The organism is Pseudoalteromonas umbrosa, assembly GCF_030125375.1.
Lineage (GTDB): Bacteria > Pseudomonadota > Gammaproteobacteria > Enterobacterales > Alteromonadaceae > Pseudoalteromonas > Pseudoalteromonas umbrosa.
In genome coordinates, this window is the sequence record NZ_JASJUU010000006.1 from 64,086 (window position 1) to 84,734 (window position 20,649).

At 41.1% G+C, this 20,649-nt stretch carries 25 protein-coding genes; 18 read left to right on the top strand and 7 right to left on the bottom strand.

Annotated elements, in window-relative coordinates:
- Positions 1 to 75 precede the first annotated feature (75 nt).
- The 3 genes from QNM16_RS18645 (at position 76) to hldE (ending at position 3,616) form a co-directional block, all read left to right on the top strand.
- Positions 76 to 1,515 (top strand): capsule assembly Wzi family protein, encoded by a 1,440-nt coding sequence (locus tag QNM16_RS18645; RefSeq protein ID WP_284021862.1) that lies wholly within the window; start codon positions 76 to 78, stop codon positions 1,513 to 1,515.
- Positions 1,516 to 1,577: 62 nt separating this feature from the next.
- Positions 1,578 to 2,171 (top strand): D-sedoheptulose-7-phosphate isomerase, encoded by a 594-nt coding sequence (locus QNM16_RS18650; RefSeq protein WP_284021863.1) that lies wholly within the window; start codon positions 1,578 to 1,580, stop codon positions 2,169 to 2,171.
- Positions 2,168 to 3,616 carry a bifunctional D-glycero-beta-D-manno-heptose-7-phosphate kinase/D-glycero-beta-D-manno-heptose 1-phosphate adenylyltransferase HldE gene (hldE, locus tag QNM16_RS18655; RefSeq protein ID WP_284021864.1) on the top strand — a complete coding sequence of 483 codons (1,449 nt, stop codon included), beginning with the start codon at positions 2,168 to 2,170 and terminating at the stop codon, positions 3,614 to 3,616. Before QNM16_RS18650 ends, hldE begins: the two co-directional genes overlap by 4 nt.
- On the opposite strand, the gene QNM16_RS18660 is transcribed toward hldE, so the two are convergent.
- Positions 3,613 to 4,338 (bottom strand): 3-deoxy-D-manno-octulosonic acid kinase, encoded by a 726-nt coding sequence (locus QNM16_RS18660; protein ID WP_284021865.1) that lies wholly within the window; start codon positions 4,336 to 4,338, stop codon positions 3,613 to 3,615. The two genes, hldE and QNM16_RS18660, sit on opposite strands and share 4 nt — an antisense overlap.
- 128 nt (positions 4,339 to 4,466) lie before the next feature.
- Here QNM16_RS18660 and QNM16_RS18665 point away from each other — a divergent pair, with 128 nt between their 5' ends.
- The 6 genes from QNM16_RS18665 to glpG all read left to right on the top strand — a co-directional run bounded on the left by QNM16_RS18665 (position 4,467) and on the right by glpG (position 9,856).
- Positions 4,467 to 5,510 carry a glycosyltransferase family 9 protein gene (locus tag QNM16_RS18665; RefSeq protein ID WP_284021866.1) on the top strand — a complete coding sequence of 348 codons (1,044 nt, stop codon included), beginning with the start codon at positions 4,467 to 4,469 and terminating at the stop codon, positions 5,508 to 5,510.
- Complete coding sequence (gmhB, locus tag QNM16_RS18670; protein ID WP_284021867.1) at positions 5,507 to 6,055, top strand: D-glycero-beta-D-manno-heptose 1,7-bisphosphate 7-phosphatase; 549 nt, start codon at positions 5,507 to 5,509, stop codon at positions 6,053 to 6,055. The genes QNM16_RS18665 and gmhB overlap by 4 nt, the downstream gene beginning before the upstream one ends.
- A 309-nt stretch (positions 6,056 to 6,364) precedes the next feature.
- The gene (locus QNM16_RS18675; protein ID WP_284021868.1) at positions 6,365 to 7,561 is read left to right on the top strand and encodes a glycine C-acetyltransferase; all 1,197 of its coding nucleotides are present in this window, start codon (positions 6,365 to 6,367) and stop codon (positions 7,559 to 7,561) included.
- A 42-nt stretch (positions 7,562 to 7,603) separates the two neighbouring features.
- Positions 7,604 to 8,632 carry an L-threonine 3-dehydrogenase gene (tdh, locus tag QNM16_RS18680; RefSeq protein ID WP_284021869.1) on the top strand — a complete coding sequence of 343 codons (1,029 nt, stop codon included), beginning with the start codon at positions 7,604 to 7,606 and terminating at the stop codon, positions 8,630 to 8,632.
- Positions 8,633 to 8,717: 85 nt separating this feature from the next.
- Positions 8,718 to 9,035, top strand: coding sequence for a thiosulfate sulfurtransferase GlpE (gene glpE, locus QNM16_RS18685; RefSeq protein ID WP_284021870.1), 318 nt, complete (start codon positions 8,718 to 8,720; stop codon positions 9,033 to 9,035).
- Positions 9,032 to 9,856 carry a rhomboid family intramembrane serine protease GlpG gene (gene glpG / locus QNM16_RS18690; protein WP_284021871.1) on the top strand — a complete coding sequence of 275 codons (825 nt, stop codon included), beginning with the start codon at positions 9,032 to 9,034 and terminating at the stop codon, positions 9,854 to 9,856. Before glpE ends, glpG begins: the two co-directional genes overlap by 4 nt.
- Here the strand turns inward: glpG and QNM16_RS18695 are convergent.
- The gene (locus tag QNM16_RS18695; protein ID WP_063360724.1) at positions 9,834 to 10,229 is read right to left on the bottom strand and encodes a flagellar basal body-associated protein FliL; all 396 of its coding nucleotides are present in this window, start codon (positions 10,227 to 10,229) and stop codon (positions 9,834 to 9,836) included. The two genes, glpG and QNM16_RS18695, sit on opposite strands and share 23 nt — an antisense overlap.
- A gap of 155 nt (positions 10,230 to 10,384) precedes the next feature.
- Here QNM16_RS18695 and QNM16_RS18700 point away from each other — a divergent pair, with 155 nt between their 5' ends.
- Both QNM16_RS18700 and ubiA read left to right on the top strand, forming a co-directional pair.
- Positions 10,385 to 10,918 (top strand): chorismate--pyruvate lyase family protein, encoded by a 534-nt coding sequence (locus tag QNM16_RS18700; protein ID WP_284021872.1) that lies wholly within the window; start codon positions 10,385 to 10,387, stop codon positions 10,916 to 10,918.
- Positions 10,919 to 11,782, top strand: a complete 864-nt coding sequence (gene ubiA, locus QNM16_RS18705) for a 4-hydroxybenzoate octaprenyltransferase (protein WP_284021873.1) — start codon at positions 10,919 to 10,921, stop codon at positions 11,780 to 11,782.
- A 55-nt stretch (positions 11,783 to 11,837) separates the two neighbouring features.
- Here the strand turns inward: ubiA and QNM16_RS18710 are convergent, their stop codons facing one another.
- The 3 genes from QNM16_RS18710 to QNM16_RS18720 all read right to left on the bottom strand — a co-directional run bounded on the left by QNM16_RS18710 (position 11,838) and on the right by QNM16_RS18720 (position 14,839).
- Positions 11,838 to 12,746 (bottom strand): LysR family transcriptional regulator, encoded by a 909-nt coding sequence (locus tag QNM16_RS18710; RefSeq protein ID WP_284021874.1) that lies wholly within the window; start codon positions 12,744 to 12,746, stop codon positions 11,838 to 11,840.
- A gap of 110 nt (positions 12,747 to 12,856) precedes the next feature.
- Positions 12,857 to 14,383: a DUF3369 domain-containing protein gene (locus QNM16_RS18715; RefSeq protein ID WP_284021875.1), complete on the bottom strand. Its 1,527-nt coding sequence runs from the start codon at positions 14,381 to 14,383 to the stop codon at positions 12,857 to 12,859.
- A gap of 57 nt (positions 14,384 to 14,440) precedes the next feature.
- Positions 14,441 to 14,839, bottom strand: coding sequence for a DUF2721 domain-containing protein (locus tag QNM16_RS18720; RefSeq protein ID WP_284021876.1), 399 nt, complete (start codon positions 14,837 to 14,839; stop codon positions 14,441 to 14,443).
- Between the two features lie 35 nt (positions 14,840 to 14,874).
- On the opposite strand from QNM16_RS18720, the gene QNM16_RS18725 reads away from it, so the two are divergent.
- The 3 genes from QNM16_RS18725 to tsaD are packed head-to-tail and all read left to right on the top strand — an operon-like array spanning position 14,875 to position 16,858.
- The gene (locus QNM16_RS18725) at positions 14,875 to 15,225 is read left to right on the top strand and encodes a putative signal transducing protein (RefSeq protein ID WP_231098055.1); all 351 of its coding nucleotides are present in this window, start codon (positions 14,875 to 14,877) and stop codon (positions 15,223 to 15,225) included.
- A complete protein-coding gene (locus QNM16_RS18730; RefSeq protein WP_284021877.1) occupies positions 15,218 to 15,817 on the top strand; it encodes a YjaG family protein in 600 nt (199 codons plus the stop codon). The genes QNM16_RS18725 and QNM16_RS18730 overlap by 8 nt, the downstream gene beginning before the upstream one ends.
- A 24-nt stretch (positions 15,818 to 15,841) precedes the next feature.
- Positions 15,842 to 16,858 carry a tRNA (adenosine(37)-N6)-threonylcarbamoyltransferase complex transferase subunit TsaD gene (gene tsaD / locus QNM16_RS18735; protein WP_237135194.1) on the top strand — a complete coding sequence of 339 codons (1,017 nt, stop codon included), beginning with the start codon at positions 15,842 to 15,844 and terminating at the stop codon, positions 16,856 to 16,858.
- On the opposite strand, the gene plsY is transcribed toward tsaD, so the two are convergent.
- Entirely contained in the window at positions 16,855 to 17,451 is a 597-nt protein-coding gene (plsY, locus tag QNM16_RS18740) for a glycerol-3-phosphate 1-O-acyltransferase PlsY (protein ID WP_284021878.1), read from the bottom strand. The genes tsaD and plsY overlap by 4 nt on opposite strands.
- 105 nt (positions 17,452 to 17,556) lie before the next feature.
- Between plsY and folB the strand changes: the two genes are divergently transcribed.
- Genes folB through QNM16_RS18755 form a run of 3 tightly spaced genes read left to right on the top strand, consistent with a single transcriptional unit; the run spans position 17,557 to position 19,198 of the window.
- The gene (gene folB / locus QNM16_RS18745; protein ID WP_284021879.1) at positions 17,557 to 17,907 is read left to right on the top strand and encodes a dihydroneopterin aldolase; all 351 of its coding nucleotides are present in this window, start codon (positions 17,557 to 17,559) and stop codon (positions 17,905 to 17,907) included.
- Position 17,908: 1 nt separating this feature from the next.
- A complete protein-coding gene (folK, locus tag QNM16_RS18750) occupies positions 17,909 to 18,388 on the top strand; it encodes a 2-amino-4-hydroxy-6-hydroxymethyldihydropteridine diphosphokinase (protein ID WP_284021880.1) in 480 nt (159 codons plus the stop codon).
- Between the two features lie 6 nt (positions 18,389 to 18,394).
- A complete protein-coding gene (locus tag QNM16_RS18755; protein ID WP_284021881.1) occupies positions 18,395 to 19,198 on the top strand; it encodes an undecaprenyl-diphosphate phosphatase in 804 nt (267 codons plus the stop codon).
- A 43-nt stretch (positions 19,199 to 19,241) separates the two neighbouring features.
- Here the strand turns inward: QNM16_RS18755 and QNM16_RS18760 are convergent, their stop codons facing one another.
- Positions 19,242 to 19,781, bottom strand: a complete 540-nt coding sequence (locus QNM16_RS18760) for a GNAT family N-acetyltransferase (RefSeq protein ID WP_284021882.1) — start codon at positions 19,779 to 19,781, stop codon at positions 19,242 to 19,244.
- 68 nt (positions 19,782 to 19,849) lie between these two features.
- Between QNM16_RS18760 and QNM16_RS18765 the strand changes: the two genes are divergently transcribed.
- On the top strand, positions 19,850 to 20,524 hold the full coding sequence (locus tag QNM16_RS18765) for a tRNA-uridine aminocarboxypropyltransferase (RefSeq protein ID WP_284021883.1): 675 nt from the start codon (positions 19,850 to 19,852) through the stop codon (positions 20,522 to 20,524).
- Positions 20,525 to 20,649 lie beyond the last annotated feature (125 nt).

The window sequence follows — 20,649 nt, forward strand, 5'->3', positions numbered from 1 at the left end:
ACACATATCGAGACGTGCCCAAAAGCACTTAATTTGCTAGTATGCTCGCCCCTAATTGTTTTTGAAAGAAATAAAATGTTGTCAATTTATAAAAAGTTGTTGTTTTCAGTTTCTTTATCTCTGTCTTTGGGTTCTATATCAGCCTTGGCTATGCCGACAGCTTATCTTCCTATTGGAAAAGATAAAATCCTAGAATATCAAATTGAGAAAATGTTTACGCTGACGGCAGTAACGCCGATGAGTAAACCATACCGCGTAACTGAAATTAACAAACATATTATTAAACTTGGCAATATAGACCCCGCTTTGCAAGCAAGCATTAGGACTCGAATTGCGCCTTACCTTCAGAAAGATGCTATTACACGCAAAGGAATAAAATTACGAGTGGATTCCGGAGAAGAGCAGAAAATTGCGAATGATCGTGGCAATTATTCGAACGAATATGCGGAAATTTCGTTAGATGGAATCTATCGAGGTAGCGACCACTCTTTATTACAATTAGGCGCAGAGTATCGTGTAGAAGCGGGTCGACTCGTACCCTACAATACCTTTTACGCTCTGGGCGGAGAGAATTTACAGCTTAATTTAGGGTACAAGGAGCATTGGTTTTCGCCATTTAAACACTCAGCGCAAGTTTATTCAACAAATGCACAAACGCCACTCTCAGTTTCTTTAGGGTTAAACTCACCACTTCAAAATTGGTGGAATTTCGACTTTGAGCTTTTTTATGCAGAGCTTGAACATGTCGAAAAAGGGATTATCTATCAAAATGAAAGTCATGATGGTACACCTAAGTTGGCGGGGACACATTTAAGTTTTGAGCCCGTTGAAAACTGGAAAATAGGTATTAATCGCATGATGCAGTTTGGTGGTGGGCCGAGAAAAGTATCAGGGAAAGATGTATTAAAAGCGTTTTTTGACCCAGCGGGAAATGATAATAACGGTCTTACCGGTAGTACAGACAAGGAGCTTGGTGACCAATGGGCTACAGTCACGACATCATTAAAAACAAATTGGTATATGCCTGTAGAGTGGTACATCGAACATGGCGGGGAAGATACTAGAGAGCATAAAAATTATTTATTTGGAAACTCTGTAACGAATTTCGGTTTTTATGTTCCTGAATTAGCAAAAGATATCTCTTTACGTTATGAGTTTTCAGACATAAGTGAACTTTGGTATGTTCATCATATCTATCTAACTAAGGGGAATAGCATAAATGACTTTGTATTAGGTCACTTTGCTAGTAATCATCGTGTATTTAATCACGGCGCAGCAACGGAAAGTCAGGTAGTAGAGTTCACATATGCCGAAAGCTTTAACTCTCTATGGCGTTTAAAGTGGACAACAGTAGAAAACCAAGATGATGCTGAGTACAAATATGAGAAGCAAAATGAAATTCAACTCTCTAACTCTAGAAAAGTCGATGATTATCAGCTAGAAACAAGCTTAACTGTGGGCAAAGATGTCTTTGGAGAAAATTACACTTGGCTGTCAGTCAATGTATACTGGTAATACACGGGTAATAATTAAAAACGAGCCCTACTTTTGGACTTGTAAGAATTTTAAGGTTCACTATGTCAGTTAATGAACAAATTGCAAATAGCTACTTAGACAGTTTGGAACGCCATATGGCACTATTTGCGAATATGGCGAATTATCATCAAGAGTCGATAGCTCTTCTGAAAGCGTGTCAAAAAGCGCTTGCTTCTGGTGGTAAGGTTATATGGTTTGGTAATGGTGGCAGCGCTGCAGATGCACAGCATCTTGCCGCTGAGTTTGTCGTGCGCTATAAACTAGAGCGAGGCCCACTGGCTTCAATCGCACTTACGACAGATACTTCAATACTGACTGCTCATAGCAACGATTACCATTTTAATACTGTGTTTGAGAGGCAGGTACAAGCCTTATGTAAACCAGAAGACTTAGTCATAGGACTAACAACGTCAGGTACTAGTGAAAATATTAATCTAGCTTTGGCTGCAGCAAATGAAATTGGTGCTTATACAGTGGCTTTAACTGGTCGTCAGGGTGGCGAAGTAAAAGACATCGCTAAATTGCCAATTATTATTAATTTCGACGAAACTGCGCGTATTCAAGAAGCACATATGTTTATTGGTCATTGGCTTTGTGAAGCGGTTGACCTTCTAATTGCGGAGCAAAGCAAATGAATTTAGCTGCCTTACAAAACCTGAATAATGCACGTGTGCTTGTTGTAGGTGATGTGATGCTAGATAGATATTGGCATGGTGATACTGGTAGGATTTCACCTGAAGCCCCTGTGCCTGTCGTTAAAGTAAGTAGTTTAGATGACAAAGCGGGCGGTGCTGCCAATGTTGCTAAAAATATTGCACACCTTGATGGTAAAGTTGGTCTTCTTGGTTTGATTGGTCAAGATGATAATGGCCGAAAGCTCAATGGTATCTTAGAAGATGAGAATATCGACTCTCAGTTAGTTAGCGTAGAAAATTTACCAACCATTGCAAAAATGCGCGTGATTAGTCGTCACCAGCAAGTTGTTCGCTTAGACATGGAAGAGCAATTCTTACCAGAACACAGTGCGCTTCTTACTGAAAAGCTTGAGCAAGTAATTGACGCATATGACTATGTATTGTTCTCTGACTATAACAAAGGCGCACTTGCTAATATCTCTGAAATGATTGCTATTGCAAAACGTGCAGGTAAAACGGTACTTATTGATCCTAAGTTAAGTGATTTATCGTTATATCGTGGGGCCGATTTCATTACGCCGAATCTAAATGAATTTAAGCTCGCAGGTGGTGATGTCAGCTCAGAGGCTGCAATTACTCAAAGTGCTCGACAGTTAATCTCAGAAGCGGGCATCAATGCGATGTTACTTACGCGTTCTGAACATGGGATGTCTCTTATATCTGAGGGTGAAAAGCATGACTTCCCTGCACAAGTACTTGAAGTAAGTGATGTGACAGGGGCAGGTGACACGGTTATTGCTACGCTCACGACTATGTTAGGCGCGGGCATGAATGCCAAAGATGCTGTTGAAATGGCGAATTTAGCAGCGGGTATCGTGGTTGGGAAACTAGGCGCAGCCACAGTGACACCGGAAGAGTTGAGTGCGAAATTGAGCCAGTACTTGAAAGAAACAGGCGAGCATTATCAGGCACCATTTGAAGATGTGCTACAACATATTTCGTTTGCTAAGCAAAATGGCGAAAAAATAGTGTTTACAAATGGCTGTTTTGATATTTTACACGCAGGGCATGTGCGTTATTTAGCGCAAGCTAAAGCGATGGGAGATCGCTTAGTTGTTGGGTTGAATAACGATGAATCCATTTCACGCTTGAAAGGAGCTGATAGGCCAATTAACCCTTTAAGCGAGCGTGCGATGGTTATCTCAGCTTTGGCGTCTGTTGATTGGGTGATTCCTTTTGGTAAGGAAGTAGAAGGAGATACGCCTGCTAATTTAATTGCGACGATAAGCCCTGATGTGCTTGTCAAAGGCGGTGATTATAAAGTCGAGGAGATCGCGGGTGCTGATCATGTTTTGGCACAAGGTGGTCAGGTTGAGGTATTGTCCTTTTTAGACGGTTGCTCAACCTCGAATATTATTAAAAAAGCACGTTTAAGCAAGGGTTAAATGTTCAAGTGCTTTTTGTAAGCCTGAAGCAGTACTTGCCAGTGTGAATCATCAAAAAAGAAAGTCGGCCATTTGCCGGCTTCTTTTTTAAAAGAACGCGCAAGCCTATCAATATTATCTTGTTGCCATGTTTTATCTATGGCTCTAATCTCGCCTTTATCGAAATCGATTAAATTGACGTTATCCTGTCCATCAAAAAGGATATTATTGATATTGAGATCGTCATGATAAACACCTTGGCGGTGGAAATCAGCAATGGTTTGACCGACGGACACTAATTCACTTTCTGATAAGTGGCTTTGTTGTAGCTTTTCACACAAGCTTTGTGCGCTTGGGATAGCTTGTGTCAGTATATCAGCACGATAAATACCATAGGCTTGTTCAACATATGCCGCAATGGGGTCTGGCACAGGTAGGTTTAACGCCTTCAGCTCTAAAAGAAGCTTAAATTCCTTATATACTCTGGTTTTCTCCAAGCCTAAAAATAGGTATTGATCATTCAATACTTTGCCTATTAAGCCGCCTCTCCAATAATGTTTTAGTACGGCAATATTTCCATTCTGATATTGAATAAACCAAGCCGGCGCGCGACCAAGCTTACTGTTTACGATAGCGTCTTTTTTCCGCCAATATTCGACATCAAACCAGTTATGGTTAATGTTTAATACGCTATTTTGTGGCATTAATATGAAGCGGTTGCCGGTATTGTCTATTTTGAGCATAAGTGGCTAGCAAAGTGGAAATATGCCGCAAGTTTAGCGATTTTTTCTCAAGAGGGAAATGCACAAGTGTTGCAAATCGAGACGATTAATTTAAGATCGTGAGCTCTTAAACTGATTGGGTAAGGCGAGTGTCAAAAACAATTTCTTCTATTTGCGTGCTTCGATTATCGGCTATTGGTGATGTATGCCATGCAGTGTCAGCCGTCCAAGCGATTCAACGCGCGCACCCTCAAGCGAAAATAACTTGGGTAATAGGTAAAGTAGAGGCGATGTTATTGGCCGATTTACCGGGTGTTGAATTTGTGGTGTTTGATAAAAAACGCGGCAAAGCGGCTTTTAAGGATTTAAAGACTCACTTTAAGGGCACAAAATTTGATGTGCTGCTGCATATGCAAGTTGCGTTTCGGTCTAATGTTGCGGCGCTGTGTATTCCTGCAAAGGTGAAAATTGGTTTTGATAGCGCGCGTTCCAAAGAGTTGCACTCGTTAGTCGTCAATCAACGCATTACTGGCCAAACCGAGCCACATGTCCTAGAGGGTTTTCATCATTTCGCTCGGGCAATTGGCGTACAGCCTCAAGACCCAACTTGGAGTATGCCTTATACATCAGAAGATGAGGGACAGGCAAAAGCGCTTTTACACGGTCTTGAGCGAGTGTTTGTTATTTCACCAGCAGCGAGTAAAAAAGAGCGAAACTGGTTGCCAGAGCGTTATGCAGCGCTTGCAGACTATGCCACAGCGCAAGGCTTTCAGGTTGTGATTACCGGAGGCCCAACTGAGTTAGAAGTCAGTCTTAGTCAAGCCATTATTGAGCATGCAAAATGTCAGATTTTAAATCTAGTGGGCCAAACTGGGTTGAAAACCCTTTTATGTGTACTTAAACAAGCAAAGTTAGTACTTGCGCCTGATACAGGGCCTGCCCACATGGCAGTGACGGTGGGCACGCCAGTTATTGGCTTATATGCACATTCCAATCCAAAGCGAACAGGGCCATACTTATATCAGCAATATGTTGTTGAGGTATATCACCAAAGTTTACTGCAACAAAAAGGCAAGTCGGCCAGTGAGTTGCCCTGGGGCACTCGAGTAAAAGGCGCAGATTTAATGGCACAAATTAGTGTTGATGATGTAACAGCGATGTTTGATAAAGTAGTTCAGCAAGAGAAATTATGAAATCTAAAGCAGTATTCTTAGATAGAGATGGTGTGATCAATCATGATCATGCTTATGTTCATGCCATTGAAGACTTTGAGTTCATCGACGGTGTGTTTGAAGCGTGTCAATACTTTACAGAATTAGGCTATAAGCTTGTTGTGGTGACGAACCAATCTGGTATTGGTCGCGGATATTACGATGAAGCTCAGTTCCAGCGCTTAACGCAGTGGATGTGTGAACAGTTTAATAGGCATAGTATTGACATCGCGGGCGTTTACTTTTGCCCACATCACCCCAAAAAAGCACTACCGCAGTACTTGCGTGATTGTGATTGTCGAAAGCCAAAACCTGGCATGCTATTACAAGCGATTGATGAGCATGATATTGATCCTACAAACAGCATCATGGTTGGAGATAAGGCTTCAGATATGAAAGCTGCTATTGCAGCAGGAGTGGCAACCAAAATATTGGTGCGTTCAGGACAAGAGTTCACTGCTGAAGATGAATCATTTGCAGATTTTGTTTGTGACTCTTTGGCGCAGTTGCCGCAAAAATTAGGTTAACGCCCATTTAGCTTTACGCTCATATAAAACAAGATAATCACAATCCGTGCATTTAGCTTGCGAACCTTTTAAAATATACTCAAGTAATTTAACTCATTCATACAACAAGTGGGTAATTGGCTTGAGTATGACTTTTCATTTGGTGTGTACCCTTTTAATTGATTTAACCTGAGTTTCAACGTCTATCGAATCGAAACGACATTGCATTGAGTTAAATAAATCATGCAGTATTCGAGGCATCATAGTCGTGTGTTCACCTCAGAAGCAAAATTAGGCGTACACACTCCGTGCAACCAATGGAGACTCTACATGAGATCAGCGGCATTTTACAGCCAACTTCAACAACAAATAGAAGAAGTGAAAGCTGAAGGCTTATATAAAAAAGAACGCATTATTACATCACAACAGCAAGCAGAAATCGCTGTATCAACGGGTGAAAGCGTTATTAACTTTTGTGCAAACAACTACCTAGGCTTGGCTAACCATCCAGATCTGATTGCTGCAGCGCAAAGCGGTTTATCTGATCATGGTTTTGGCGTTGCATCTGTACGCTTTATTTGTGGTACTCAAGATATTCACAAGACGTTAGAAGAAAAAATCAGTGAGTTTTTAAAAACTGAAGATACGATTTTATACTCATCATGCTTTGATGCTAACGCTGGCTTGTTTGAAACGATTCTTGGCCCAGAAGACGCAATTATCTCAGATTCTTTGAACCATGCATCTATCATTGATGGTGTACGTCTGTGCAAAGCTAAACGCTTCCGTTATGCAAATAATGACATGGCTGATTTAGAGAAGCAGTTGATTGCCGCGACTGAAGCTGGTGCTAAAACTAAGCTGATAGCAACTGATGGTGTTTTCTCAATGGATGGTGTTATCTGTAACTTAGCAGCAGTGTGTGATCTTGCGGATAAGTACGATGCACTTGTTATGGTAGATGATTCACATGCAGTTGGCTTTGTTGGTGAAAATGGCGCAGGCACGGCTGAGTACTGTGGCGTTATGGACAGAGTTGACATTATCACAGGTACTTTAGGTAAAGCACTAGGTGGCGCATCTGGTGGTTACACATCAGGTAAAAAAGAGATTGTAGAGTGGTTACGTCAGCGCTCTCGTCCATATTTGTTCTCTAACTCGCTAGCGCCATCTATCGTGACAGCATCTATCAAAGTGCTTGATATGCTTAAAGACGGTAAAGCATTACGTGACCAGCTATGGGAAAACGCAGCGTACTTCCGCAGCGAGATGGAAGCGGCGGGCTTTACATGTGCAGGTAAAGATCATGCAATCATTCCTGTTATGCTTGGCGATGCAAAAGTGGCAGCAGAAATGTCAGATAGATTGCTAGCTGAAGGTATTTATGTGATTGGTTTCTCTTTCCCTGTGGTGCCAAAAGGTCAAGCTCGTATTCGTACGCAAATTTCAGCTGCGCACACTAAAGAACAATTGGACAAAGCGATTACAGCGTTTATCCGCATTGGTAAAGATTTAGGTGTGATTTAATTGCTAGGTGCTAATGCACCTACTTTCTAACGAGTGAATATTATGAAAGCATTATCCAAGTTGAAAGCTGAAGAAGGGATCTGGATGACCGATGTGCCTAAACCTGAAATGGGGCACAACGACTTACTCATCAAGATCCGCAAAACGGCAATTTGTGGCACCGATGTCCATATTTATAAGTGGGATGAGTGGTCTCAAAATACGATCCCAACACCTATGGTCGTTGGCCATGAGTATGTGGGTGAGATCGTCGATATGGGCCAAGAGGTACGAGGCTTTGCCGTTGGCGACCGTGTTTCTGGTGAAGGCCATATTACATGCGGACATTGTCGAAACTGCCGAGCAGGTCGAGTACACTTATGTCGTAATACCATAGGTGTGGGTGTTAATCGAGAAGGTTCATTCGCTGAATACTTAGTTATCCCAGCTTATAACGCATTTAAAATACCAGATAATATCTCAGATGAGTTAGCATCGATTTTTGACCCATTTGGTAATGCTGTACATACTGCCTTATCATTTGATTTAGTAGGCGAAGATGTATTAATCACTGGCGCAGGTCCAATTGGTATTATGGCCGCAGCGGTTGCTAAACATGTAGGCGCGCGCCACGTTGTGATCACTGATGTGAATGAATATCGACTAGATCTTGCACGTAAAATGGGCGCCACTAAGGCGGTCAACGTTGCAAGCGAAAGCCTTGAAGATGTGATGGAAGAGCTGGGTATGACTGAAGGCTTCGATGTAGGCCTAGAAATGTCTGGTGTACCGGTTGCATTTAATAGCATGCTGAACAATATGAATCACGGTGGTAAAATTGCGATGCTGGGCATTCCACCAAGTGATATGGCTGTTGATTGGAACCAAGTCATTTTTAAGGGCTTAGTTATCAAAGGCATTTACGGACGTGAAATGTTCGAGACTTGGTACAAGATGGCAAGTTTGATTCAGTCTGGTTTGAACCTAGAGCCCATCATTACCCATGAATTTAATGTGGATGATTTCCAGCAAGGCTTTGATACAATGATCTCAGGCCAGTCAGGTAAAGTGATCCTAGACTGGACAAAGTAATTTAAGTCCAACAGGCGGCTTTAAATTGTACTTTCCTTTGTATAAGGTATTGTATTAATTGAGCCGCTTTTTTAATGAGAGAGATATGGCTTTTAAACATATTAGTATTGAACAAACACAAGCGTTAATCGCACAAGATAACGTAGTTGTTGCAGATATTCGCGACCCTAACTCGTTTGCAGCGGGACACATTCCTGGTTCAGAGCACCTTTCGAATGAAAACTTAGCCCATTTTATGCAGGAAAAAGAGTTTGAACAGCCTATCATTATAGTTTGTTACCACGGGATCAGCTCTCAAAATGCTGCAAACTATTTAGTCGAGCAAGGCTTTGAAGATGTTTATAGTATGGATGGCGGCTTTACTCAATGGGAGCAAACACTTCCGGAACATGTAGAAAAATGAAGCTACTTGGCTCCTTTTCAGACCCTAGAGCGGTTCAAGGAGCCGTTGATTACCTAAGAACACTTGGGGTAGAAAGTAAGTTACACAGTGAAGATGGAAGAACTGTGTCAGTGTGGGTACAAGAGAATGATTTGTTGACCGCTCAAGCGATTTGGCAAGAGTTTCTCGATAACCCTTATCATGAAAAGTATAGCAATGCCTCTTGGCAAGTGGGTGAGACAGACGGGGTATTAAAATATCAAGGCACACAGCTAAACTTATTTCAGCGTTTTGTGCGTCTAAACTGGCTCGTACAGGCTGTCACAATCATCGCTTTACTTGTCTACATCAGTTTTTATTACTTCACGCCATCGGCTGTATTCGAAGCGCTTAAATTTGACATAAACCACCCTTGGAGCTGGCTAACACCTGCTTTTATGCACTTTGGTGCGGTACATTTATTGTTTAACTTAAGCTGGTGGGTTTTTTTGGGTAACCAAATCGTCAACCGAGCAGGTTTTATAATTTTGCTATCTATTTTCACGGTCAGTGCATTATTGAGCAATTGGGCGCAGTTTTTACTAGTAGATGAGAACTTTGGCGGTCTGAGCGGTGTTGTGTATGCACAAATGGGTTTTTGCTGGATCTACTCATATTTTAATAAAGATGAGCAGGCTATTTTGTCTAAACCCATGATCGGCTTTATGCTAGTGTGGATGATTTTAGGATTTACAGATGTGCTATTTATCAGTATGGCAAACTGGGCCCACTTAGTTGGACTACTAACAGGAATGAGCCTTGCCGCGGTGATGTATCAAACTAGTGGTAAAGGTACTTCGTAAATAAAACTTCTCGGATAATTTCTTGTCCAGTTTCATCTTTGAGCAGTGTTTTCAATTTTTCAGCGCAGCGCTTCCTGATCTCTTCTCGGCCAGTAAGAGACTTTATCGTTTCTTCTGGTTCTTTACTTAAGATTTGAACAATCGCATCCCTTAGCAAAGGTGTGTGGTGCTCGACTACAGCGATATTGGCAATGTCATCTAGCATCAAGTCAATGGTAACGCGCACGTAGCCAAGCTTTTTATTGGACTGGCCAATGTAGTTCGTAATGATATCTGGCTCAAAACCGTAATAGCCAACATTTGATTCTGCTTTAAGCTTAAAGCTTGCAACACTGACCGTTAACGCCATAAATAATAAAAGAGTGCGAACCATAATCGTCTGAAAATACGTAACTAAATATCAACAATATGGTTAGTTTATACTTAAACTTTAAACATGAACAGCCGGCATTTAGATAATCATGAACTTTTTTGGATTGCTAAGCTTTGCTATTATGGTTGCGGTTTAGTCTTAATTGAATTATTGCATTGTTAAAACATCCTATTTCTTTAGATTTTCAGTGGGGGGGCTACGACGAAGTTGTCGATAAAGTGCCTTCAAAAATATATGAACGTTTGATTGAGCAAGGCTCCTTAACGGCATTGCTAAAAAGTCAAAGTAACAGCTTTAAAGTAAAAGTTATCGATGAGCAGTATTTGATGCTGCCGCCGAATATTGCAAAAGTACTTGAAAATGAGGTTGAACAAGCTGTATGTCGACAAGTATTGCTGTATTGTGATGATCAGCCTCATGTTTATGCGCAAAGTTGGATTTTGTTGGGGGCAAACGAACAAGGCTTGACGAATCTAGGTGAACAACCGCTTGGAGAAAAGTTATTCCAACAGTCGCTTTGGCATAGAGGGGAGTTGGAAGTAAGTTACGTAGATGACAGACACTCACATATGCAGCTATGCGACTTACTCGGCGCACAGCATGGTCCTATCTTTGCTAGACGCAGCGTATTTACTAAAGGCTCTGCTAAAGTGTTGGTATGCGAAATTTTTAACAATGAGATTAAATAAATGAAAGTAGCTTCGTTGCAATATGCCAATGTTGCCCAATACAAACAATTGATGCGAACTGATAAGCCCATTGGCACATTTTTATTGTTGTGGCCGACTATGTGGAGCTTGTGGATAGCATCTGAAGGCATGCCAAGCTTTTTACATATCATTGTTTTTGGTTTAGGCACGTTTATGATGCGCAGTGCAGGCTGCGTGATTAATGATTATGCTGACAGAAAAGTCGACGGCTCAGTGAAAAGAACAGCAATGCGACCATTAGCGCGAGGCACTGTCTCTGAAAAAGAAGCACTGACACTTTTCTTTTTATTGATCTTATTATCATTCCTATTAGTACTGACTTTAAATTGGCAAACAATTGCCCTGTCAGTCGGTGGAGTCATATTAGCTGCTCTATATCCATTTATGAAGCGATATACGCATTTGCCTCAAGTAGTTTTAGGTGCGGCATTCAGCTGGGGCATTCCTATGTCCTTTATGGCAGCAACAGGCGAAGTCCCTCTAGTTGCATGGTTGTTATTTGTTGCAAATGTACTTTGGACTGTTGCGTACGATACGATGTATGCCATGGTGGATAGGGATGATGATATTAAGATTGGCGTTAAATCGACCGCCATTTTATTTGGTAAATGGGATAGACACATTATTGCATTATTAAATATATGCTTTTTAATATGCATGTTGATAGTCGGGGTCTATTTCATGTTAGGTACGTGGTATTGGGTTGCATTTACTATTGCAACTCTGATGTTGGTATATTTGCAACATGAGATTGTAGAGCGCAATAGAGAGGCATGCTTTAAAGCTTTTTTAAATAACAACTATGTAGGGTTAACGTTATTTATTGGTGTGACTTTAGGTTAGGTGCTTTTGCCCACACCTCTAAAGTGTGGGCTTAGCGCGTCGAGTATAAAAAGAATCAAGAATGCACTGGCGCACCATTTACTTGCAATTGAGCTGCTGTCTTTTCAATCAATTGAAGTAAGCTGTTTACATGACTGTTTCCACTAAGTTGGTGGTTGGTATTAATAACTAATTGCTCATGGCTATTGTCTTTGTTGGTCTTTAAAAGGACTAACTCAGGGTCTTGTGCAATCGTTTTCGAGTGTTCAATACTTGCAATAGCAAAACTTTGGCTGTTTTTAAGTCCGTCAATAACTTGAGTGATATTCCCTATTTTCACACTTGTTGACTTATTAAGACCTTCCACAGACTCGTTTAACATGCTCTGCACTTGCTTAGATTGCGAGAAACAGCTGTACATTGGGTACTGTGATAACTCTCCTCTACGTATACACTCTTGCTGAGCAAGAGGGTGTTGCTTTGATACAAACAAAATCAGCTGATCAGGTAAATGAATATCACTGATAAGGCTAGTTGCAGATGATAAATAGACACTAATGTCTACTTCACCTAGCTGAAGCTTTCTTGTCAATTCATGTTCATCTAGCAGCTGCATCTCAATTTTTACATTTGGAGAGTCTGCTAAGAATCGGCCGCATGACATAGGGACAATTTCGCTTGCTTTGGCTGTATACCCAACGACCAACTTTTGTTGATCTCTGCCAAATAGACTTTGTTTAATCGTATTTTTCGTGACGTCCAGTTCACTTAGGGTCGCTTTACAGTAATTGAGAAATAATTCACCTTGTTCGGTTAGTTTTACTGAGCGTGTAGAGCGCTTTACTAGCTCACACCCAATTTCATCTTCCAGAGTTTGTATACTTCTCGTTAAAGCCGATGTACTTATCTGGGTTTGTTCGGCAGCCTGTCTGAAGTGACGAAGGTTGCCAAGAGCAACGAATTGCTCAAGTTGTTCAAATCTCATTTGAAATTCCTTTTATTTCAACAAAAATGCAATCATGACGTTGATTTCCTAATACTAATACAGTTTCAGGAAACATCCAAGTGAATTTTTTACATTTCGCTTACAAAGTTTTAGTCGGGATAGGTATCCCTGATTAAAATGAATTGTTCCAGATTATTTATAAACAAATCAACTAATTTGGGATCAAATTGCTTGGATTTTTGAGATTTTATCTCGTCAAGTACTTTTTCTAACGACCAAGCGGCTTTATAGCACCGTTTGCTTCCCAATGCGTCGAAAACATCAGCAATAGCGGTAATTCTTCCTACAATATCAATATCTTCGCCCTGTAATCCTTGAGGGTAACCTGAACCATCCCACTTTTCGTGATGCTGATGGGCAATTGTTGCGCCGCATTGCAATATTTCATTCGTTGATTTTTTCAAGATATCATAGCCTAGCTGCGCATGTGTTTTCATTATTTCCCATTCATCATTGGTCAGTTTACCTGGTTTGTTTAATATCACGTCAGGAATACCTATTTTCCCGATATCATGTAATGGTGATGCCATTTTTATTATTTCTGCTTTGTAACTATTAATGCCTGATAATTCGGCAAGTAATTTGCTGTACATCGCGACACGCTTTACGTGTGAACCAGTTTCTTTTGAGCGCTTTTCTACCGCTTCACCTAAAATATATGAAAGTTCACGCTGTGATTCTTTGACAGTTTCACGCAGTTTTATATTGTCGTGTGCCAGAGCAATGTTATTTGCAAAAAATTCAAGAAGTTGACAATCGGTGCTGCGAAGAGAGCTTTTTTTACTTACATATAGCATGGTTTCGAGCCCGCCTTTAGAGGTAAAATAGCCGACATATTCATTGCATGACTTGCAAGAAGTTTTTCTGTTGTGAGTTTCGATGAATAGATTTTTTACGTTACTCGGAATTTTATCTGAGCTTGGTTCAATACCTTCTCCAGACGCTGCTAATAATTTGAATTGAGAGCCAGAGTCCGTTTGTTTGTTGGTTGCTGCAGCACAGTATATCTCTGAATCAGATAGCCCCAATACTTGTGCAACATGTTCTAGGATAGTTGATGCAAAATCTTGCACATTGTCACATTCTAAAAAGCTAGAAGATGCGGCAATGATGCGTTCTAGCCCTTTTTTGTGAAGTTCGATGGTTTGAATATCTCGGTGTGAACGAAGCGCTGAATACAGTAAAGTTTTTAGTTTTACCGCGGTAAGTTCAGTTTTATTTTTGTAGTCGTTGATATCATAGTCACGTATTACGGATTCTTCTGGCGCTTCACCAGGTTGACCCGTTCGAAGAATTAACCGAATGTCATGGTTAGCCATTTCATTTCGGATGAACTTAATGAGATCGAGACCGGCATGGTTGCTCTCCATGACTACATCAATCAGGCCGACTGATATGCAATCTTGAGTCTCTAGGATTTCCATGGCTTGTTTGGCTGAATAAGCGTGATGGAAACGTAATGCTTTATCCTCAAATTTAAAATCAGAAAGAACTAATTTGGTGACTTGGTGAATGTCCTCCTCATCATCAACGACTAGCACATCCCAAAAAGCGCGCTCTTCAGGTTGTGATGCTTCTTCTCTTAGTTGCTCATTTGAAAAAAGAAAACCGCTCACACATGACCCACCTTCAACTATTGATAATCTCAGTATAGTAAGGTCGAAACGAGTTGCTTACTCTTGCATCGGCTTTTTTTCGATATTATTGAGTTCAATTTCTATTGCATCACATGAAATATGGATTTCGTAAAGAGAGAGCATAAGAGAAGCAACTAGACAGCAAAGGCTGGCACCAAATAGCACTATTCCGAGTAAACTGATGTCAATAAACAGAGCGAACATGGAGAGCGTGCAGAGAATAAATGAAAAAACTCCCCAGACTTGCATTAAACGAATTAGTTTAATACGTTTTTTTAAGTTGTTTATTTGCTGCACAACCAGCGGGCGCAAAGTATCTCCTTCACGTGCATTGAGCTCTCTGATTAACTGAGCAAGTACTAAAAAGCGATTCGTATAAGCCAATAATAGCAACGAAATAGCAGGGAATAATAACCCCGGGGTGGTAAGCGTCATAGAGCTCTTCCAATTTACACACTACAATATTGTTTATGATAGCAAAATTAACATTGAGTGCGATGGTTAATGATTTAGATAAATGGTGCTGTGTCTTTAGCACTGATAATATGATTGAAGCCCATCTTGTGAATGGTCTATTACATCAAGCTCGTATCAAGACGACTATGCAAGGGGAGGCATTATCATCTACTCTGGGGGAGCTTCCATTTGCTGATAATACCATTAAGATCTTTGTACCAGCGATAAAGTTGCCCCTTGGCGAAGAAATATTGGTAAACTACCACCAGAAAAAATCGAAATTAGATTGGCAATGTCAGCATTGCAATGAGCTCAATGGCTCAGCTTTCGAGTATTGTTGGCACTGTGGAAGAGAGTATGAGTAAAGCAAACAACTTTCAGCGCATTCGTGAACTGAACTATTTACAAAAAGCGGTTCTTGCAGCTGCTATTTTGGAAAGAATGACACCAAACTATGGGTTATTTAGTGAAGCAACTGGGTTTGGTGACGAGCAAGTTTTCAGAAGTGCATTGAATTTATGCTGGGAAAAGCTGTTACTACCAAAAAGTAAAATCAGCTTAGAGAAGCAAATTGAGAAAATTGAACCTAATGTACCCGAATTATCCGACTTTGATATGTTTGGTACATACCCTGCGATAGATGTTGCAACTGCACTATTGGGCTTTATCCAAGGGATCATGACCAAAGATGACGTAGAATTCGTCAATGTCGCGAAAATATCGCAAGCCACCGTGGCGCGATATATCGAATTTCTTTTCGCCCAAGAAGATATTATCCCCGATAATAAACAGGTTCGTGAACACCCATTGATGCAATATGAAATTGAAGTATTGGGTGAGCTAATCGACTTTGTTGAAAAGATGGGACGAATTTCTTCTGAAAGCGTTAAACAGTTAAAAGCGCAAGCGATAATTGATGGTCAAACTAACATTGGCTTGGCTATTGAGAATGTGTAGTAAAAAGTGTAGTGGAGAATAAGATTGCGTATTTTAGGTATTGAATCTTCCTGTGATGAAACTGGCATCGCCATTTATGATGATGAACAAGGTTTGCTTGCACATCAGCTCTATAGTCAAGTGAAAGTACATGCCGATTATGGTGGCGTCGTCCCAGAGCTGGCCTCTCGAGATCATGTACGTAAAACTATTCCACTGATCGAAGCCGCTTTTGAGCAGGCTGGCTGTGGTCCAGAGTCATTGGATGGTATTGCCTATACCGCGGGCCCTGGTTTGGTAGGGGCATTGCTGGTTGGTACTTCAATCGGGCGTTCGTTGGCATTTGGCTGGAATATTCCAGCAGTTGCTGTGCATCATATGGAAGGTCATTTACTTGCACCCATGTTAGAAGATGACAAACCAGAGTTTCCCTTTGTAGCGCTTTTGGTATCTGGTGGGCATACTATGATGGTTAAAGTGGCTGGAATTGGCGAGTATGAAATATTGGGTGAGTCAGTGGATGATGCCGCAGGTGAGGCATTTGATAAAACTGCGAAACTACTGGGTTTAGATTACCCTGGCGGCCCATTGCTCGCAAAGCTTGCGACACAAGGAGTACCTGAGCGTTTTGTATTCCCGAGGCCAATGACAGATAGACCTGGATTGGACTTTAGTTTTAGTGGTCTTAAAACGGCTGCTGCAAACACGATAAAGAATGAGGGTGATGACACACAGACTAAGGCTGATATTGCACATGCGTTTCAAACTGCTGTGATTGATACATTGGCTATTAAGTGTAAACGCGCGTTAAAGCAAACAGGCATAAAACGCCTTGTCATCGCTGGAGGGGTTAGCGCTAACGTTGAGCTGAGAACAAAGCTTGAGCGTATGATGCAGGGGATGAAAGGACGTGTTTATTATCCTCGTACTGAATTCTGTACTGATAACGGAGCTATGATTGCGTTTGCTGGTATGCAGCGCTTAAAGGCAGGTCATACAGCACCACTTGATATGAAAACCCAACCCCGCTGGCCTTTAGATAGCCTACCTGCGATTTCTTAATTTTTTTCAGTGTTTTTCTTCCCAACTTTAGGCTCCTTTCCTTGGAGGAGCCTAGAGATATTTGCTCTGTGACGGAAAATAATAAGCAGTGTTAAAAAGCCAACCGGGAGCGTGTACTGTGGCTTTATAAGCCAAGTATAAAACGGCGCTGCGGTGACTGTCACAATAGCTGCAAGGGACGAAAAGCGAAAAGCCCAAAGAACAAGCAGCCATGTTACTATGAGCATGCCAGCTAAATGTAAGCCAATGGGTAATAAAGCTCCGAACGCGGTGGCGACCGCTTTCCCACCGTTAAAGTGGAAGAAAATGGGGTAAATATGTCCAAGGCAAGCACTCACAGCGACTGCACCTAACCAAATCGGTTCTATATTTAAAAAGTAAGCACCCCAAACAGGAATAGTGCCTTTTAAAACATCGAAAATAAGTACCAGTGCCGCCGGCAGTTTTCCACCAATTCGCAATACATTGGTAGCGCCGGGATTATTCGAACCTGAAAAGCGGGGATCAGGCAAAGAGAACAATCTTGATATTAAAATTGCTGAGGAAATAGAACCAAATAAATAAGCACAAATACACATTAAAATGACTAACACAAGCTTCCTTATTTTTTATTGCTCTGTTTTGGGCTATGATCGCGATTCTTTTTACACGGCCTAATATTATTCGCCGACCCCGTTTTAGTCATGCTAGGAGTATACATGGACAAGGTCTATATCTCGCAATTACACGTCGAGACCATAATAGGAGTTTACGACTTTGAGAAAGAAAGTAAACAAAGCCTTTATTTTGATATTGAAATGTCTACAGATATTACCCCAGCAGCGCAAACTGACGATATAAATCTTACCGTAGATTACGCAAAAGTTAGCGAACGAGTGATTGGTTTATCTGAATCAATTCAAGTAGAGCTATTGGAAACCTTGCTAGAAAAATTGGCTAGTATGATTTTGGCTGAATTTACTGTCAGTGATGTTCGAATTAAAGTCAGTAAACCTGCAGCAGTTGCACAAGCATCTACTGTTGGCATTGAAATATATCGGAAAAAATAGCATGTCAGAGATTTATATCAGTATTGGTTCCAATGTAGATCGGGAGCGGCATTTTAAAAATGGGTTGACGGCTTTAATCGACCACTTCCCAGATTATAAGCATTCAAATGTTTATGAGAGCGAGCCGGTGGGCTTTAATGGACGAAACTTTTTCAATTCGGTATTTGCTGCTAAAACTCAAATGTCAGTGGATGAAGTTTGTCACTTACTCAAAAAAATTGAGCGTGATAACGGTCGTACACAAGGGGATAAAAAGTTTAGTCCCCGTACTTTAGATCTCGACTTGTTACTTTACGACGATTTGATCTGTGAGCAACCTGCGCAGTTGCCTCGGGACGAAATTACAAAAAACGCTTTTGTACTATTGCCTCTGTCTGAAGTCGGCGGGCACATATCTCTCCCAACCACAGGTGAGACAATTTCATCTATTTGGGAAAATTATCATAACCCTAGCCAAAAACTATGGAAAGTGGAGTTCTAATTTACAATGAGTTTGATTGAAATCATCGTTCTGGCCTTAATCCAAGGTTTAACTGAATTTTTACCAATTTCGAGCTCTGCTCATCTAATATTACCTTCGCAGGTTTTTGGTTGGCAAGATCAAGGCTTAGCATTTGATGTTGCGGTTCACGTTGGGACTCTCTTTGCAGTGATCATTTATTTTCGCAAAGAAGTAAGTGAAATTCTAGCCGCGTGGTTTAAATCCTTTGGCAGTCAAGGGACAACTGATGACAGCAAATTAGGTTGGTTTATTTTATTAGCTACATTACCTTCGTTGGTGATTGGTTATTTTGCCAAAGATTTGGTTGAAGAGTACTCAAGAAATGCTTGGATCATAGCAGGGACGACCATTGGTTTTGGTTTGTTACTTTGGTATGCAGATAAAACGGCGAAGCAAATAAAAACAATATACCAGATCAACTGGTTGATGGCGCTTTGCATTGGTTTGTCTCAGGTCATTGCAATGCTACTTCCAGGTACGTCTCGTTCGGGGATCACGATGACAATAGGCTTACTGATGGGCCTGAACAAGCAAAGTGCAGCACGATTTTCATTTTTAATGTCAATTCCAGTTATTGCTGCTGCTGGCAGCTATCTAACTTATAAGCTTATTTCTGAAGGAGATGAGTTTAATATTGCGGATATTGCTACCGGCGCTGTGTTGTCATTCTTTGCGGCTTATGCATGTATTCACTTTTTCTTAAAGGTTATTGAGAAGATGGGTATGCTGCCATTTGTAATTTATCGACTTGCACTAGGGGCCTTCTTGGTCATCTATTTATCTATGTAACTTGATATGGGGCGATATGAGCCCCATTATTTTTGATGTGTGATTAGTCAAAACTTTTATCGTAAACCACCACTTCGGCGCTGCCCAAAGGTTCTGTGTGTATAGCCTTTGTACGGTATTCCAAGCCAATTTTCTTCATGATATTAATTGAGCCTTGATTGTCTGGGTGAGCTAAGGCTGTAAGCTTTGTAGCGACTTTATGTTCGGCTATGGCATCGGCAATCTGCTTTGCGGCTTCTGTTGCATAGCCCTTGCCCCAGCTCGCTTGCATAAATCTCCAACCTATTTCCAGATTGGAGTCGTCTCTTTTTTCTGTAAAAAAGTCCATAGGGCGCACTAGGATCCAGCCGATAAAGTCGTTACTCTGTTGTAAAAAGCAGCCCCATAATCCCCATCCACTGTCTGAGTTAGAGAATTGCTTGAGTCGAGGTATGAATATTGAGTCTATGTCTTCTTGGCTCGTGACCTTGCCGCCATTGATAAACTGCATCACAGCAGGATTTTGATCTAATTGAAAGAGCAGGTGGGCATCGTCTGGAGTGAGTAGTCGATATTTGAGTCGATTTGTCTGATTAACTTTCATGGTAATTGATTTATCCTTTTATTATTAGACTTGGTACAATACTGCGTTATTTTTGTTTGGAGAATATTTTGGGTAACTCTGTATTGGCGCTTCGTGCACAGCAAATTTCTGAATCTAAAAGAGAGTTCAAAGCACGGGGTTCAAAACTTACTCGATGTGAGACTTGTTTACTCGCGGAGCCTTTATGTATTTGCGCTGGCGTTAAGCAGGCTAAGTGCTCAAGTGCAGTGTGCTTGTTAATGTATCACAATGAAAGTTTTAAGCCATCCAATACAGGGCGTTTAATCGCAGATATTGTTCCTGATAACTATGCATTTCGATGGGATCGAACAGAGCCGAGCGACGCATTGATTGCGTTGTTAGAGAATCCTCAGTATCAGCCTATTGTGGTTTTTCCCGAAGAAAATGTACAACCACAGCGGGTGATAAAAAAAGTAGAGCGTATAGAGGGGAAAAAGCCGCTGTTTATCTTTCTTGATGGTACGTGGCGCGAAGCTAAGAAAATGTTCAGAAAGAGCCCGTATTTGGATCAATTCCCAGTGTTATCTATTTCTCCGCAAAGTTTGTCAAATTATAAGTTAAGGGTTGCGCCTCATGAGCACCAGCTCGGTACGGCGGAAGTAGCTTGTGTGGTACTCGAAGAAAATGGAGAAACGGAAGCGGCTGAAAATCTCACATCGCACTTTATTGATTTTAGAGATGCGTATTTACGAGGCAAACGAAGTAAGTTTTCTGACATATAAACATGAAGATAGCGCGACTCTTTCGAGCCGCGCTTGACGGAATCTTCTAAACAGCATCCTGCTATGTTGAATAACTCAACTCCCTAATTCATTTCCATACAATTCGCTTGGTGTTTTGGTTCTGC